Annotated in this window: 12 protein-coding genes, 1 tRNA gene and 1 pseudogene; 3 read left to right on the top strand and 11 right to left on the bottom strand. The window is 70.7% G+C overall.

The window, feature by feature from the left end:
- The 9 genes and pseudogenes from CF8_RS22975 to argS all read right to left on the bottom strand — a co-directional run.
- Positions 1-175, bottom strand: a pseudogene (locus CF8_RS22975) (peptide chain release factor N(5)-glutamine methyltransferase); the annotation flags it as partial.
- A gap of 10 nt (positions 176-185) precedes the next feature.
- On the bottom strand, positions 186-1,259 hold the full coding sequence (gene prfA, locus CF8_RS06800) for a peptide chain release factor 1 (RefSeq protein ID WP_010832389.1): 1,074 nt from the start codon (positions 1,257-1,259) through the stop codon (positions 186-188).
- 98 nt (positions 1,260-1,357) lie between these two features.
- On the bottom strand, positions 1,358-1,615 hold the full coding sequence (gene rpmE / locus CF8_RS06795; protein ID WP_010832388.1) for a 50S ribosomal protein L31: 258 nt from the start codon (positions 1,613-1,615) through the stop codon (positions 1,358-1,360).
- Between the two features lie 136 nt (positions 1,616-1,751).
- A complete protein-coding gene (rho, locus tag CF8_RS06790) occupies positions 1,752-3,680 on the bottom strand; it encodes a transcription termination factor Rho (protein WP_010832387.1) in 1,929 nt (642 codons plus the stop codon).
- 182 nt (positions 3,681-3,862) lie between these two features.
- Positions 3,863-4,762 carry a homoserine kinase gene (gene thrB / locus CF8_RS06785; protein WP_010832386.1) on the bottom strand — a complete coding sequence of 300 codons (900 nt, stop codon included), beginning with the start codon at positions 4,760-4,762 and terminating at the stop codon, positions 3,863-3,865.
- Between the two features lie 2 nt (positions 4,763-4,764).
- Positions 4,765-5,838, bottom strand: a complete 1,074-nt coding sequence (gene thrC, locus CF8_RS06780) for a threonine synthase (RefSeq protein WP_010832385.1) — start codon at positions 5,836-5,838, stop codon at positions 4,765-4,767.
- Complete coding sequence (locus CF8_RS06775; protein ID WP_036490444.1) at positions 5,835-7,142, bottom strand: homoserine dehydrogenase; 1,308 nt, start codon at positions 7,140-7,142, stop codon at positions 5,835-5,837. The genes thrC and CF8_RS06775 overlap by 4 nt, the downstream gene beginning before the upstream one ends.
- Positions 7,142-8,542 carry a diaminopimelate decarboxylase gene (gene lysA, locus CF8_RS06770; protein ID WP_010832383.1) on the bottom strand — a complete coding sequence of 467 codons (1,401 nt, stop codon included), beginning with the start codon at positions 8,540-8,542 and terminating at the stop codon, positions 7,142-7,144. The genes CF8_RS06775 and lysA overlap by 1 nt, the downstream gene beginning before the upstream one ends.
- 3 nt (positions 8,543-8,545) lie before the next feature.
- Complete coding sequence (argS, locus tag CF8_RS06765) at positions 8,546-10,201, bottom strand: arginine--tRNA ligase (RefSeq protein ID WP_036490442.1); 1,656 nt, start codon at positions 10,199-10,201, stop codon at positions 8,546-8,548.
- Positions 10,202-10,286: 85 nt separating this feature from the next.
- Between argS and CF8_RS06760 the strand changes: the two genes are divergently transcribed.
- Both CF8_RS06760 and CF8_RS06755 read left to right on the top strand, forming a co-directional pair.
- Positions 10,287-10,359 (top strand) — tRNA-Arg (locus tag CF8_RS06760).
- A 216-nt stretch (positions 10,360-10,575) separates the two neighbouring features.
- The gene (locus CF8_RS06755) at positions 10,576-11,976 is read left to right on the top strand and encodes a hypothetical protein (protein ID WP_036490440.1); all 1,401 of its coding nucleotides are present in this window, start codon (positions 10,576-10,578) and stop codon (positions 11,974-11,976) included.
- Position 11,977: 1 nt separating this feature from the next.
- Here the strand turns inward: CF8_RS06755 and CF8_RS06750 are convergent, their stop codons facing one another.
- Positions 11,978-12,889 (bottom strand): LCP family protein, encoded by a 912-nt coding sequence (locus tag CF8_RS06750; RefSeq protein ID WP_010832380.1) that lies wholly within the window; start codon positions 12,887-12,889, stop codon positions 11,978-11,980.
- On the bottom strand, positions 12,886-13,506 hold the full coding sequence (locus CF8_RS06745) for a hypothetical protein (RefSeq protein ID WP_156887168.1): 621 nt from the start codon (positions 13,504-13,506) through the stop codon (positions 12,886-12,888). The genes CF8_RS06750 and CF8_RS06745 overlap by 4 nt, the downstream gene beginning before the upstream one ends.
- Before the next feature lie 198 nt (positions 13,507-13,704).
- On the opposite strand from CF8_RS06745, the gene CF8_RS21430 reads away from it, so the two are divergent.
- Positions 13,705-13,851 (top strand): 2-oxoglutarate dehydrogenase E1 subunit family protein (locus CF8_RS21430; RefSeq protein ID WP_156887314.1); only part of this gene is annotated, 147 nt, incomplete at its 3' end.

The raw sequence follows: 13,851 nt of genomic DNA, 5'->3' as shown, positions 1-13,851 counted from the left end.
CGAAGCGCGCGGCCAGGTCGTCGCCGACCGTGTCGATCCGGAACAGGTCGCGGCGCTCGAGGCCGTGCACGTGCGCGAGCAGCTCGGCGGCGTCGTGCTCCGGGCTCGCGACCCCGGCGGCGCGGAGCTGGTCGACGGCCGCTGCGAGGGCCGCGTGGCGGCGTACGGACGTCACGACTCCCTGCTCACGATTCCAAGGCGTCGAGGCGTGCGGCGAGGTCGGCGTCGACGCAGGACTGCACGACCGGGCCGAGCTCGCCGTCGAGGACGGTGTCGAGGTTGTAGGACTTGTAGCCCGTGCGGTGGTCGGAGATGCGGTTCTCCGGGAAGTTGTAGGTGCGGATGCGCTCGGAGCGGTCGACGGTGCGGATCTGGCTCTTGCGCGCGGCGCTGGCCTCGGCGTCGGCCTCCTCCTGGGCGGCCGCGAGCAGCCGGGCGCGCAGGATCCGCATGGCGGACTCCTTGTTCTGCAGCTGGCTCTTCTCGTTCTGGCAGCTCGCGACGATGCCGGTCGGCACGTGCGTGATGCGCACCGCCGAGTCGGTCGTGTTGACGCTCTGGCCGCCGGGGCCCGAGGAGCGGTAGACGTCGATGCGCAGGTCGCCGTCGTGGATCTCGACGTCGACGTCCTCCGCCTCGGGCATCACCAGGACACCTGCCGCACTGGTGTGCACGCGACCTTGCGACTCGGTCACCGGCACCCGCTGCACGCGGTGCACGCCGCCCTCGAACTTGAGCAGGGCGTACGGCGCCTCGCCGGGCTGTGCAATTCCCCTGGCCTTCACCGCGACGGTCACCGACTTGTAGCCGCCCAGGTCGGACTCGGTGGCGTCGATCACCTCGGTCGCCCAGCCGCGCTGCTCGGCGAAGCGGGTGTACATCCGCAGCAGGTCGCCGGCGAAGAGGGCCGACTCCTCGCCGCCCTCCCCCGACTTCACCTCGAGGATGGCGTCCTTGGCGTCCGTGGCGTCGCGTGGGACGAGCAGGTGGCGCAGTCGCTCGCGCGCCTTCTCCCGCTCGGTGCTCAGCTGGTCCGCCTCCGCCGCGAAGCTCGCGTCCTCGCCGGCCAGCTCGCGAGCGGCCTCGATGTCCTCACCGAGCTGCAACCAGTGGCGCCAGGTCGCGACGATGGCCGACAGCTCGGCGTAGCGCTGGTTGAGCTTCTTGGCCAGGCGCTGGTCGGCGTGCGTCTCCGGCTCCGCGAGGCGACTCTCGATGTCGGCATGCTCGGCGACGAGCCCTTCAACGGCCTCGAACACGGGCTCTCCTCAGGTGGTGGTGGAACGCGGCGGAGCAGGAGGGGAAATGCACAGCGCCGACCGCCCGCGCAGTGCGGGAGGTCGGCGCTGGAAGGGAGCTACTTGCTCTCGGCGGTCTCAGCCGTCTCGGCCGTCTCGGCCTTGTCAGCGGACTTCTTGGCGTAGCGGGCCTCGAAGCGGGCGACGCGGCCGCCGGTGTCGAGGATCTTCTGCTTGCCGGTGTAGAACGGGTGGCACTGCGAGCAGACGTCGGCCTTCAGGACGCCGGAGGTCGCGGTGCTGCGGGTCGTGAAGTTCGCGCCACAGGTGCAGGTGACCGTGGTCTCCACGTACTCGGGGTGGATGTCCTTCTTCATGGGGTGTCGTCCTTTCAAACGATGCTCCGGGTCGTCGATGCTTGGGTGCATCCACGTGAACCGGAGCCAGCGCACAATTGTGCCACTGTGCGCAACGCTGGTGTGAATCCGTGCATTCCCCTGCCGGGGCGGGGCGCTAGTTGCCGCGACCGGCGGCCGGCTTCTGCTGCTTGGTCAGGAACTCGATGTTGTTCTGCGCCTTGCGGATCTGGTCGAGGACCGCGCTCACCGACGCGATCGGCTCCGCCGACATCCGGCGCCGCAGCGACTGGACGATGCCGGCCTCCTGCTCGCTGGACAGCAGCGCCTCCTGGCGGGTGCCCGAGGCGACGATGTCGATCGCCGGGAACGTGTGGGCCTCGGCCAGCTCGCGGCGCAGCCGCAGCTCCATGTTGGCGGTGCCGCCGAGCTCCTCGAAGATCACCTCGTCGGTGGCCGAGCCGGTCTCGACGACGACCGTCGCCAGCACGGTCAGCGAGCCGCCGCCCTCGACCTTGCGGGCCGCGCCGAACAGCTGCTTGGGCGGGTGTACGGCGCCGGCGTCGACGCCCCCGGCCAGCGTGCGGCCGGTCGCCGGTGCGGACACGTTGTAGGCCCGGGCCAGGCTGGTCATGGAGTCGAGCAGCACGACGACGTCGTGGCCCAGCTCGACCAGGCGCTTGGCCCGCTCGATCGCGAGCTCGGCGAGCATGGTGTGGTCGCTGGCGGCCCGGTCGAAGGTCGAGGCGATGACCTCACCCTTGACGGCGCGCTGGAAGTCGGTGACCTCCTCGGGGCGCGCGTCGAGCAGCACCACCATGAGGTGGACCTCGGGATTGTTGCGCGAGACCGACTGCGCCACCGACTGGAGCAGGGTGGTGCGACCCGACTTCGGCGGGGCCACGATCAGGCCGCGCTGGCCCTTGCCGATCGGGGCGGCGATGTCGATGACGCGCCCGGTCAGGTTGGCCGCGTCGGTCTCGAGGCGGAGCCGCTCGGTCGGGTGCACGGGCGTGAAGGTCTCGAACTCGAGCCGCTCGCGGGCTGCCTCGGGGTCGGTCCCGTTGACGCTGTCGATGCGCACCATCGGGTTGAACTTCTCCTTGCGCTCACCCTCGCGGGGCTGGCGCACCTGGCCGACGACGGCGTCGCCGCGACGCAGGCCGAACTTCCGCACCATCGACAACGACAGGTAGACGTCGTCGGTGCCGGGGAGGTAGCCGGAGGTGCGCACGAAGGCGTAGTTGTCGAGGACGTCGAGGATGCCGGCCGCCGGCACGAGGACGTCGTCCTCGAGCACCGTGGTGTCCGGCTCGTTGCGCCCGCCCGGCACCCGGGTGGCCTGGCGCTCGCGGTCACGGCCACGACGGCGGCGGTTGCGGCGGCTGCCACCCTCGCCGTCGTCGTCGAAGTCGTCGAGCTGCTGCTGGCTGGCCTGCTGTCCGCCCTGCTGCTGGTTGCCCTGCTGCTGGTTGCGGTTCTGGGCCTGCTTGTTCTCGCCCTGCTTGTTGTCGGCCTGCTTGTTGTCGGCCTGCTTCTCCGACTGCTTCTCCGCCTGGCCGCCCTGCTTGGCGCCCTGTTTCTGCTCGGACTTCCGCTCGGGCTGCTCCGCCTTGCCGGACTTCTCCGACTGCTCGCCCTTCTCGGTCTTCTCCGGTTTTTCCGCCTGGGTGGCCTGCTGGCCGGCCTGCCGGTTGCGGGTGCGCTGACGGCTGGTGACCTCGACGGTCGGGGCAGCGGCCTTGGGCTCGGACGTGGCCTCGACCTTGGGCTCCGACGTGGGCTCGGCCTTGGGCTCGGACGTGGGCTCTGCTGCTGCCCGGGGCGCCGCCTCGGCGGGCTGCGCCTCGCGTGCCGGGGCGGTCCGCGGCGTACGCACCGTCGTCGTCACCTTGGGAGCGGTCGTGCTCGGGCCCGACTGGGCGGCCTTGATGGCCTCGACGAGCTGGGCCTTCTTCATCGACCCGGCGCCGGAGACACCCATGCCGCTGGCCATCGACTTGAGGTCGGCGAGCAGCATGGAGCCGAGGCCGCCGCCCTTCTTCTTGGCAGCGGAAGAGGCGGGAGCGTCAGTTGATTCAGTCACGTGAGTCCAACTCAGTTGTGGCGCCGCCGCTGCCACGAAGGTGGGCGGCGCGTGTCATCAGGACAGAGATCCGGCAACCAGACGGCCGGAGGAATGGAGTGGCACCCGTGCGGCGAAGCGCCGCGGATGCCCACGCCGTACGGCGCAGCGTGATGCTAACACCAGTGACACCGGCGCTCGCGTCACTCCCCGACGACGACGCCCGCGGCCTCGATGTCGAGCGCGTGGCAGGCCCACCCGCGCGGCGCACGCGCTCGCAGGTCGTGCCCGTTGCCGCCCGCGAACGCCAGCACCGTGGGCCCGGCGCCGCTGATCACGGCCGCGATGCCGTCGGCGCGCAGCGCGTGCACCAGCGCGAGCGACTCGGGCATGGCCGGCTCCCGCTGCTCCTGGTGGAGGTAGTCGCGGGTGGCGGCGAGGAGGTGCTCGGGCCGGCCGGCGAGGGCGGCCACGAGCAGCGCGGCGCGGCCGCTGTTGGCGGCGGCGTCCGCGTGCGGGACGACGTCGGGCAGCAGCCCCCGGGCGACCTTGGTCTCGACGGGGGTGGACGGCACGTAGACGACGGCGCTGACGCGCGGGTCGACACCGGCGGCCACGGCATACCACTGGTCGTCCTCGCGACCGGAGATCACGAACCCGCCGTAGAACGCGGGCGCGACGTTGTCGGGGTGGCCCTCGATGTCAGCGGCCAGCCGGAACAGCGCGTCGTCGTCGAGCAGCAGCTGGCCCCCGGCGACCAGCGCGCGTGCCAGCGTGACCCCGCCGACGATGGCAGCGGACGAGGAGCCGAGGCCGCGACCGTGCGGGATGACGTTGTCGCAGCGCAGGACCAGCCCGGCCGGCTCGGCGTCCATGGCGGCGAACGCTGCGCGCATCGACCGGACGACCAGGTGGGACTCGTCGCGGGGCACGTCCTCGGCACCGGCGCCGGTGACCTCGATCCGCAGGCCGCCCTCGGTGACCTCGGCCTCGAGGGAGTCACGCAGCGAGAGCGCGAGCCCGAGCGAGTCGAAGCCGGGGCCGAGGTTGGCCGACGTGGCCGGGACGGTGACCCGCACCAGGCCGGAGACGAACGTCGCCATGCTCAGGCGAGACCGGCGGCCGTGGCCGCGGCGACGACATCGGCGTCGACGACGGTGTCGACGATGTCGGTGTGCGACTCCAGCGCCGTGGCGGTGTCCTTGAGCCCGTGGCCGGTGACGGTGATCGCGACCGTCGTGCCGGCATAGCTCTCGCCCGCGGCGAGCTCGGCGAGCAGGCCAGCGACACCGGCCGCGGACGCGGGCTCGACGAAGACGCCGTCACGTCGGGCCAGCTCAGCCTGCGCGGCCAGGATCTGGGCGTCGGAGACGGCCGCGAACCGGCCCTCGGACTCCTTCGCGGCCATCTCGGCCAGGTGCCAGGACGCGGGGTTGCCGACGCGGATCGCGGTGGCCTTCGTCTCGGGGTCGGGGAACGGCTCACCGGTCACCAGCGGAGCTGCACCCTCGGCCTGGAAGCCGCGCATGACGGGCAGCTTGGTGGCGCGGCCCAGCTCGGCGTACTGCTGGTAGCCCATCCAGTAGGCGGCGATGTTGCCGGCGTTGCCGACGGGGAGCAGGTGGTAGTCGGGGGCGTCACCGAGGAAGTCGCAGATCTCGAAGGAGCCCGTCTTCTGCCCCTGGAGCCGGACCGGGTTGACCGAGTTGACCAGGGCGACGGGATAGTCCTTCGCAAGGCCGCGGGCGATGTCGAGGCAGTGGTCGAAGTTGCCGCGGACCATGATGATCTGGGCGCCGTGGACGACGGCCTGGGCCATCTTGCCGGCGGCGATCTTGCCCTCGGGGATGAGCACGAGCGGCTTGAGACCGGCCTTGGCGGCGTAGGCCGCCATCGACGCGGAGGTGTTGCCGGTGGAGGCGCAGACGACGGCCTCCGCACCCTCGTGCTTGGCCACGGAGATCGCGGCCGTCATGCCACGGTCCTTGAACGAGCCGGTGGGGTTGTTGGCCTCCACCTTGAGCCAGACCTCGGCGCCGGTCAGCGTCGAGAGCCAGTCGGAGTGCACGAGCGGCGTGCCGCCCTCGCGCAGCGTGACGGCCACCAGACCATCGGGCAGGTCGAGCAGGTCGCGGTACTCCTCGATGACACCGCGCCACTGACCGTTGGCCTGGCTCATTCGTCTCCTCCTTCAACGCGCATCACCGAGGTGACGTCGCGCACGATGTCCATGCTGCGCAGCTGCTGCACGGTTGCGCTGAGCGCGGCGTCGGTCGCCGCGTGGCTGACCACGACGAGCTGGGCGTCGGCACCGCGACCCTCCTGGCGGACGGTCTGGATCGAGACACCGTTGTCCGCGAACGCCGTCGCCACGGCGGCCAGCACCCCCGAGCGGTCGTCGACGTCCAGCGCCACGTGGTAGCGGGTGCGGGTCTCCCCCATCGGCAGGACCGCACGATCGGCGTACGCCGACTCGCCGGCGCCGCGCGTGTTGCTGAGCCGGTTGCGCGCGACCGTGACCAGGTCACCGAGCACGGCGCTGGCCGTCGGCGCGCCGCCGGCACCGGGGCCGTAGAACATCAGCTGGCCGGCGGCCTCCGACTCGACGAAGACGGCGTTGTAGGCGCCGCGCACGCTGGCGAGCGGGTGGCTGCGCGGGATCATCGCCGGGTGCACGCGCACGGCCACCTGGTCGTCGCCTCCGGGTCCGGGGCGCAGCTCGCAGATGGCGAGCAGCTTGACGACGGAGTCCATGTCGCGGGCCGACTGCACGTCGGCTGCCGTCACCTCGGAGATGCCCTCGCGGTAGACGTCCGAGGCGGTGACCCGGGAGTGGAACGCCAGGCTCGCCAGGATCGCGGCCTTGGCCGCGGCGTCGAAGCCCTCGACGTCGGCGGTCGGGTCGGCCTCGGCGTAGCCGAGGTCCTGGGCCTCCTCCAGTGCCTCGGAGAAGCCGGCTCCCGAGGAGTCCATCTTGTCCAGGATGAAGTTGGTGGTGCCGTTGACGATGCCGAGCACGCGGGTGACCTTGTCACCGGCGAGGGACTCGCGCAGCGGGCGCAGGATCGGGATCGCACCGGCCACGGCGGCCTCGTAGTAGAGGTCGCGCTCGGCCTTGGCGGCCGCCTCGAAGAGCGTGGGGCCGTCCTCGGCGAGGAGCGCCTTGTTGGCCGTGACGACGCTGGCGCCGTTGGCCAGGGCGCTGAGGATCAGCGACCGGGCGGGCTCGATGCCGCCGATCACCTCGACCACCACGTCGACGTCCTCGCGGGCGACGAGCCCGGCAGCATCCGTGGTCAGCAGGCCGGCCGGCACGTCCACGTCGCGCTGGGCGTCCAGGCGCCGGACGGCGACGCCGACCAGCTCGACCGGTGCACCCACCCGCGCCGTGAGGTCGTCGGCCTGCTCCATGAGCAGCCGCACCACCTGTGAACCCACAGAACCACAGCCCAGCACGGCGACCTTCAGTCGCTTGTTCTCCATCACGCACCCACGTCAGTAGCCAACAGGTCGTCTTCAGTCTCCCTGCGCAGCACGACGGAAATCTTCCCGTCCCGCACAGCGATCACCGGAGGTCGCAGCGCATGGTTGTAGTTGGACGCCATCGAGCGGCAATAAGCGCCCGTTCCCGGGACGGCGACGAGGTCGCCGGGAGCGATGTCGGAGGGCAGGAACTCGTCCTTGACCACGATGTCGCCGGCCTCGCAGTGCTTGCCGACCACGCGGGCCAGCGCCGGCCCCGCGGGCGAGACGCGGCTGGCCAGGGTCGCGGAGTAGTCGGCGTCGTAGAGCGCGGTGCGGATGTTGTCGCTCATCCCGCCGTCCACGCTGACATAGGTACGGCGGGCTCCGCCGTCGAGCGCGACCTCCTTGACGGTGCCGACGGTGTAGACCGTGCACATCGCCGGGCCGACGATCGCCCGGCCGGGCTCGATGCTCAGTCGCGGCTCGGGGATGCCGAGGGCCTTGCACTCGTGCTCGACGATCTTGGACATCTCGGTGGCGAGCTGCGCGGGGTCGCTCGGGTCGTCCTGGGTCGTGTAGGCGATGCCGAAGCCGCCGCCGAGGTCCATCTCCGGCATCTCAACGCCGATCTCCTCGCTGACGCGTGCGTGCAGCGCGAGCACGCGACGGGCCGCGACCTCGAAGCCGGAGGAGTCGAAGATCTGGCTGCCGATGTGGCTGTGCAGGCCGAGCAGGTCGAGTCCTGCGGCGTCGTGCACGCGGCGTACGGCCTCGAAGGCGTCACCGCTGGTGATCGAGAAGCCGAACTTCTGGTCCTCGTGGGCGGTGGCGATGTATTCGTGGGTGTGGGCCTCGACGCCCGCGGTGACCCGGAGCATCACGCGCGCACGGACGCCCGTGTCCGTCGTCAGCCGCTCGAGGCGCTCGATCTCGTGGAAGGAGTCGACGATGATCCGCCCCACCCCCAGCTCGAGGGCACGGGCGAGCTCGGGCTCGGTCTTGTTGTTGCCGTGGTAGCCGATGCGGGCCATCGGGAACCCGGCCCGCTCGGCGACGGTGAGCTCGCCCGCCGAGCAGACGTCGAGGTGGAGTCCCTCCTCGGCCAGCCAGCGCACGGTGGTGGTGGAGAGGAAGGCCTTGCCGGCGAAGAAGACGTCGTAGACGGCGAACGCCTCCTTGAAGGCGCGAGCGCGACCGCGGAAGTCGGCCTCGTCGAGGACGTAGGCAGGGCTGCCGACCTCGGCGACCAGGTCGGTCAGCGCGACGCCGCCGACGCTGAGCACGCCGTCGGTCTTCTCGGCAGTGCTCGACCAGAGCAGCGGGACGATCTCGTTGGGGTCGCTGGGCTCGCGCAGCCAGGACGGGCCGCGCAGGGCGCCGTCAGCGTGCGCCCAACCGGACGGGTGCGAGGTGGGCACGACTCACATCCGCTCGGGCGCGGAGACGCCGAGCAGGGCCAGGCCGTTGGCCAGCACGACCCGCGTCGCGTCGACGAGCACGAGCCGGGCCTGGTTGAGATCGGTCGTCTCCTCGTCGCCGCGCGGCAGCACGCGGCAGCTGTCGTAGAACCGGTGGTAGGTCCCGGCCAGCTCCTCGAGGTAGCGAGCGACACGGTGCGGCTCACGCAGCTCGGCGGCCGCCTTGACCACACGCGGGAACTCGGCGAGCACTCGCAGCAGCTCGCCCTCCTTCTCGTGGGTGAGCAACGCCGGGTGGGACTGGGCAACGACGCCGAGGTCGGCGGCGTTGCGCATCAGGCTCGCCACCCGGGCGTGGGCGTACTGCACGGTGAAGACCGGGTTGTCGTTGGTGGCCTTGGCCCACAGGTCGAGGTCGATGTCGATCGGCGAGTCGGAGTGGTAGCGCGCCAGGGCATAGCGGCTGGCGTCCACTCCGATGGCGCCGACGAGGTCGTCGATGGTGACGACGGTTCCGGCCCGCTTGGACATCCGCAGCGGCTGGCCGTCGCGCAGCAGGTTGACCATCTGGCCGATGAGGATCTCGAGGTTCTTGCCCGGCTCGTCGCCGAAGGCCGCGCACATCGCGTTCATCCGGCCCACGTAGCCGTGGTGGTCGGCGCCGAGCATGATGAAGCAGCGGTCGAAGCCGCGCTCCCGCTTGTCGAGGTAGTAGGCGAGGTCGCCCGAGAGGTAGGCGGCAGCACCGTTGGAGCGCACGATGACGCGGTCCTTGTCGTCGCCGAACTTCTCGGTCCGGAGCCAGAGCGCACCGTCGGCCTCGTAGGTGTTGCCCAGCTCGGTGAGTCGGTCGATCGCCTTCTTCACCGCACCGCTCTTGTGCAGGTTGTCCTCGTGGAAGTAGACGTCGAAGTCGACCCCGAAGTCGTGCAGGGACTGCTTGATCTCGGCGAACATCAGCTCGACGCCCTCGGCGCGGAAGACTTCCTGCGCCTCGGCGTCGGGGAGCTCGAGGACGTCGGGCCGCTTGGCCATGACGTCCTTGGCGATGTCCTCGATGTAGGCACCGCCGTAGCCGTCCTCGGGCACGGGCAGGCCCTTGGCCCAGGCCATCAACGACGCGCTGAAGCGGTCGAGCTGCGCGCCGTGGTCGTTGAAGTAGTACTCCCTGGTGACGTCCGCCCCGGTGAGGGTGAAGATCCGGCCGAGCGCGTCGCCGACCGCGGCCCAGCGGACCCCACCGAGGTGGAGAGGGCCGGTGGGGTTGGCCGAGACGAACTCGAGGTTGATCTTCTCGCCTGCGAACGCGTCGGAGGCGCCGTACGACGCGCCGGCCGCCACGATGTCGGCGGCCACCTGTCCCTGGGCGCCGGAGTCGACGGTGATGTTGAGGAAGCCGGGACCCGCAACCTCGACGTCGCTGACGGCGTCGTGGTCGGCGAGCCGCTTCGCCACGAGCTCGGCGAAGGCCCGCGGGTTGGTGCCCGCCTGCTTGGCGAGCTTGAGCGCGACGTTGGTGGCGTAGTCGCCGTGTCCCTTCTGCCGCGGTCGCTCCACCGTCACCGTCGTCGGGACGCCGTCGGGCAGCGTCACGGCGCCGTCGGCCACGAGCGCTTCGAGGACGTCGACGATGATCAAGGAGAGCTGGTCTGGGGTCACCGACCCAGCCTATCGGCGCGGCACCGTCCCCCCCGAACCGGTTTCACGCTGCGGCGAACGGGGTTGTAGGGTCTGCTTCGCCCGAGCCTCCGTAGCTCAGGGGATAGAGCACTGGTTTCCGGTACCAGGTGTCGCAGGTTCGAATCCTGCCGGAGGCGCTCGTGTGTCATCGTCGTCCCGGAACTCCACGTCCTGCGTGGAGTTTCGGTCATTTCCGGGCGCGCCGCCTCGTCCGGGTCGGTAAAGATCTGGCACCTGTTCATGGACATTCGGGTTCAGGACGACAGTGTTGGGTAACACTGAGTTACTCGCGGGGGCGTGTGTGTGTGCTTCTCGTGACCTCATTGAAGCGTCGACACCACTTGGAGCCCACCGTGAGCAAGCTGATCTCGGGTCTCGCCCTCTCCCTCGCCGGCACCCTGGTCGCATCGTCGGCCCTCGCCGTGTCCGCCGCAGGCCTGGCCTCCGCCAGCGCCGCGAGCGACGAGCGGTCCGCACCCACCCTGACCAACTTCGGCTACCGCGCCGACGTCTACGCCGTGAAGCTGGTGACCGACAACGTCGAGGCGTTCAACCTCAAGGACGCCCACGCCCAGCTCCGCTGCACGCGCGCCATCGGGCAGTCGGCCGAGGAGAAGTCGATCCTCAGCGTGCCGGACAACCCGTTGATCAACATCGCGGCGAGCACGAGCCGCACCGACACCTACAAGGAAGGCGCCACCCACGGCGTCCGCGGTGTCAACACCATCGCTGACATCCGTATCGGCGGCCAGATCGGGGACGTCAAGACGCCCACCCTCGTGATCGAGGGCCTCACCACGACCGCCAACGCCTTCCACACCCCGCAGGGCTTCGGCCACGAGGAGACATTCGACTTCGCGAGCATCAGGCTCGAGCTGCTCGAGGGCACGCCGCTGCAGGGCACGCCCCTCGAGGCCCTGGTCGAGCCCCTCAACCAGGTGACCGACACCGTCTTCGAGGGCACCAACGACGCCGCCAACGCGGTCTTCCACGTCCTCCAGTCGGCCACCGCGCCGATCCAGATCCCGGGCCTCGGCTCGATCGCCCTCGGCAAGATCCGCGGCACCGCGACCAAGAAGAAGGCGACCTCGGAGGCCATGGCGCTCGAGATCCTGGTCGAGGCCGGCGGCAGCCGCCAGCTGGTCGAGATCGGCTCGGCCAACGCCCGCATCGGTGCCCCCACCCCGGCCGGGGTCTTCCGCGCAGGTGGCACGGCCCTGGACCTGCAGGCACTGCAGAGCCTGCTCCACTTCGGCAACGTCCAGCACAAGTCGATCCCCTGCGAGGGCACGCTCGGCCGGACCATGACCTACCGGATCCCGTCGGCCGGCGTCCTGCTCGGGCTCGTGGCGCGCGTCAGCGGCGTCACCTACGCCCACCGCGGCAGCCAGCACGCGAAGCGGGACCTCGCCAAGGGCTTCTCCTCGGTCCGCATCGCGCACACCTCGGTCCCCTCGGTCGGGCTGGAGATCAACGACATCTTCAGCCGGGTCAAGATGCGCGGCAAGGAGAACAAGCCGGTGAAGTCGACGATCTCCTCCAGCATCGGCTCGATCACCTTCCGCGGCCAGCCCGTCGCCGTACCCGAGGTCGGACAGACGGTCGAGCTCCCGGGCGGCGCCGGCCTGATCCAGCGTCAGCTGGTCAAGGACAGCCGCTACGGCGCGAAGTCGATCGGCCTGCGCGTCCAGCTGTTCGAGAACGCGGTCGTCCTCGACCTCGCCCTGGCCGACGGGCACATCTACCCGCGCTGACTCAGCAACCCTTCAACGTGGCGTCGTGCCTGGCGGCACTGCCGAGCCGCCGGGCCTGCGCCACGTCGGGGAAGACCACGCTCTGACCGGCCGTCGCGCCGATCCGGCCGCGGATCACGCAGGTGGTGATCTTGGCCGGCTCGACCTGCGCGACTGCCTGGGCGAGCTCGTAGAGCTCGGCCGGGCCGAGGTTGGTCGACATGTGCTTGAGCACCGTCATCACCCCGCGCTCGATGAAGCCGGGGCGATCGGCCTGCGACCGGATGCGTGCGTGGATGCCGCGCAGGGTGCGCTGCTGGTTGGCGGAGCGGTCGAAGTCGCCGCCCGGCAGCGACTTGCGGATGCGGGGGAAGGCCATCGCGTCATAGCCGCCGAGGTGGATGCGACCGGCCTTGAACCCGTCCTTCTTGAGGTAGGGGTCGTAGAAGCGCCGCGGGTTGTGGACCTCGATGCCGCCGATGTCGTCGACCATGTCCTCGAAGAACGGGAAGCGCGTCACCATGACGTAGTCGGCCGTGATGCCGGTCAGGTTGGCCATCGCACCGGCCATCGCCTGCGGGCCGCCGAAGTAGAGGGCCGCGTTGATCTTCTGCATGCCGTGCCCCGGGATGGAGACCCAGGAGTCGCGTGGCACGCCGATCGCGGTCGCTGCGTCGGTCCGAGTGTTGATGCCGACCAGCTGCAGCGCGTCGCCGCGGCTGCGCAGCATGTCCTGGCCGGGCCGGGCGTCGGAGCCGACGGCGAGGATCCAGATCACGTCGGGTCCCACCGAGACGCCGCCGGCCCGCTTGATCCGGACGAGCTCGACGTCGGTGGGCTCCACGCTCGAGCCGGGTACGGCGAACGCCGCTGCTGCCAGGACGAGGGCCAGCACTCCGTGGCGCATCGAGCGCGCGAGCCGCGAGGACTTCACAGCCACCCCTTCGTGACGTCGTAGCCGAAGATCCGCCACGCCGCGCCCTGGCGGGTCAGGAACAGTCGCCCACGCACCTGGAGCCTTCGGGTGCGCTCCCCCGTCGTGCGGACGCGCAGGTCGAAGCGGGCGGTCACGGACCGCGCGCGCTGGTCGACCGCGAGCAGGTCGAGGCGCACCTTGCGCATCAGCGGCGTGACGGAATCGGCCGCCAGGTCGCGGTTGGTCATCAGCGCCCGGTCGAAGGTCGCTCGCCTGCGCGCGCCCGGGGTGAAGCCGGGGAAGGCCGCGGACACCTTCGTGCCCGAGTCGGCACCGGAGAGGTAGGCCGCCTCCCACCAGCGATCGACGACGGCGGCGATCTCCTTGCGCACGGCCTTGCGGCGCGTCCCCGGCAGGCGCCCGACGACGTGGCCGATCTCGGTCGTGGTCGTCAGCTGCGACGGCGTGGTGGCCCCGACGTGGCTCACCCTGGGGGCGTCGGGACCCGACGACGCAGGCGTGTCGGGACTGCAGCCGGTCAGGGCGATGCCCGAGAGGACAAGGGCAAGGCCCAGCGACAGGGAGCCCGCCAGGCCCCGGGCCCGCAGGGGTCGGCCCGGGATGGAATTACGCATGAAATCTCCAGTAGTGGCGCACGTGGTGCCGGTGGTGCATGTGGTCCTGATGACACCTTGCCCCAAACACCCCTCCCCGCCCTGCATTTGTGCGCGTGTGGGACTAGCCTTGACAACCGATCGCACATCCACTGACGTGCCTATCCGGAAGAGGCGAAGCAAGCCGTGCCGCAGTCCCCCACCGATCAGTCCGGCAACATGTCCGTTGCCCCGTCCTCCGACCTGGGAGCCAACGAGTGGCTCGTGGACGAGATGCGTGAGCAGTACGCCACGGATCCGGGCAGCGTCACACCGGAATGGGCCGCCTATTTCTCGGCCAACGGCACGACCACCGCCACCACCCCC

Origin of the sequence: Nocardioides sp. CF8 (assembly GCF_000389985.1) — a bacterium.
Classification (GTDB): domain Bacteria; phylum Actinomycetota; class Actinomycetes; order Propionibacteriales; family Nocardioidaceae; genus Nocardioides; species Nocardioides allogilvus.
Note: the sequence above shows the minus strand (reverse complement) of the source record. Positions and strands in the feature narration are given on the sequence as shown.

Bases quoted from the DNA above. Each gene is read 5' to 3' on its own strand.
- rpmE (WP_010832388.1), bottom strand. From the start codon at position 1,615: ATGAAGAAGGACATCCACCCCGAGTACGTGGAGACCACGGTCACCTGC.
- thrB (WP_010832386.1), bottom strand. From the start codon at position 4,762: ATGGCGACGTTCGTCTCCGGCCTGGTGCGGGTCACCGTCCCGGCCACG.
- thrC (WP_010832385.1), bottom strand. From the start codon at position 5,838: ATGAGCCAGGCCAACGGTCAGTGGCGCGGTGTCATCGAGGAGTACCGC.
- CF8_RS06775 (WP_036490444.1), bottom strand. From the start codon at position 7,142: ATGGAGAACAAGCGACTGAAGGTCGCCGTGCTGGGCTGTGGTTCTGTG.
- CF8_RS06745 (WP_156887168.1), bottom strand. From the start codon at position 13,506: ATGCGTAATTCCATCCCGGGCCGACCCCTGCGGGCCCGGGGCCTGGCG.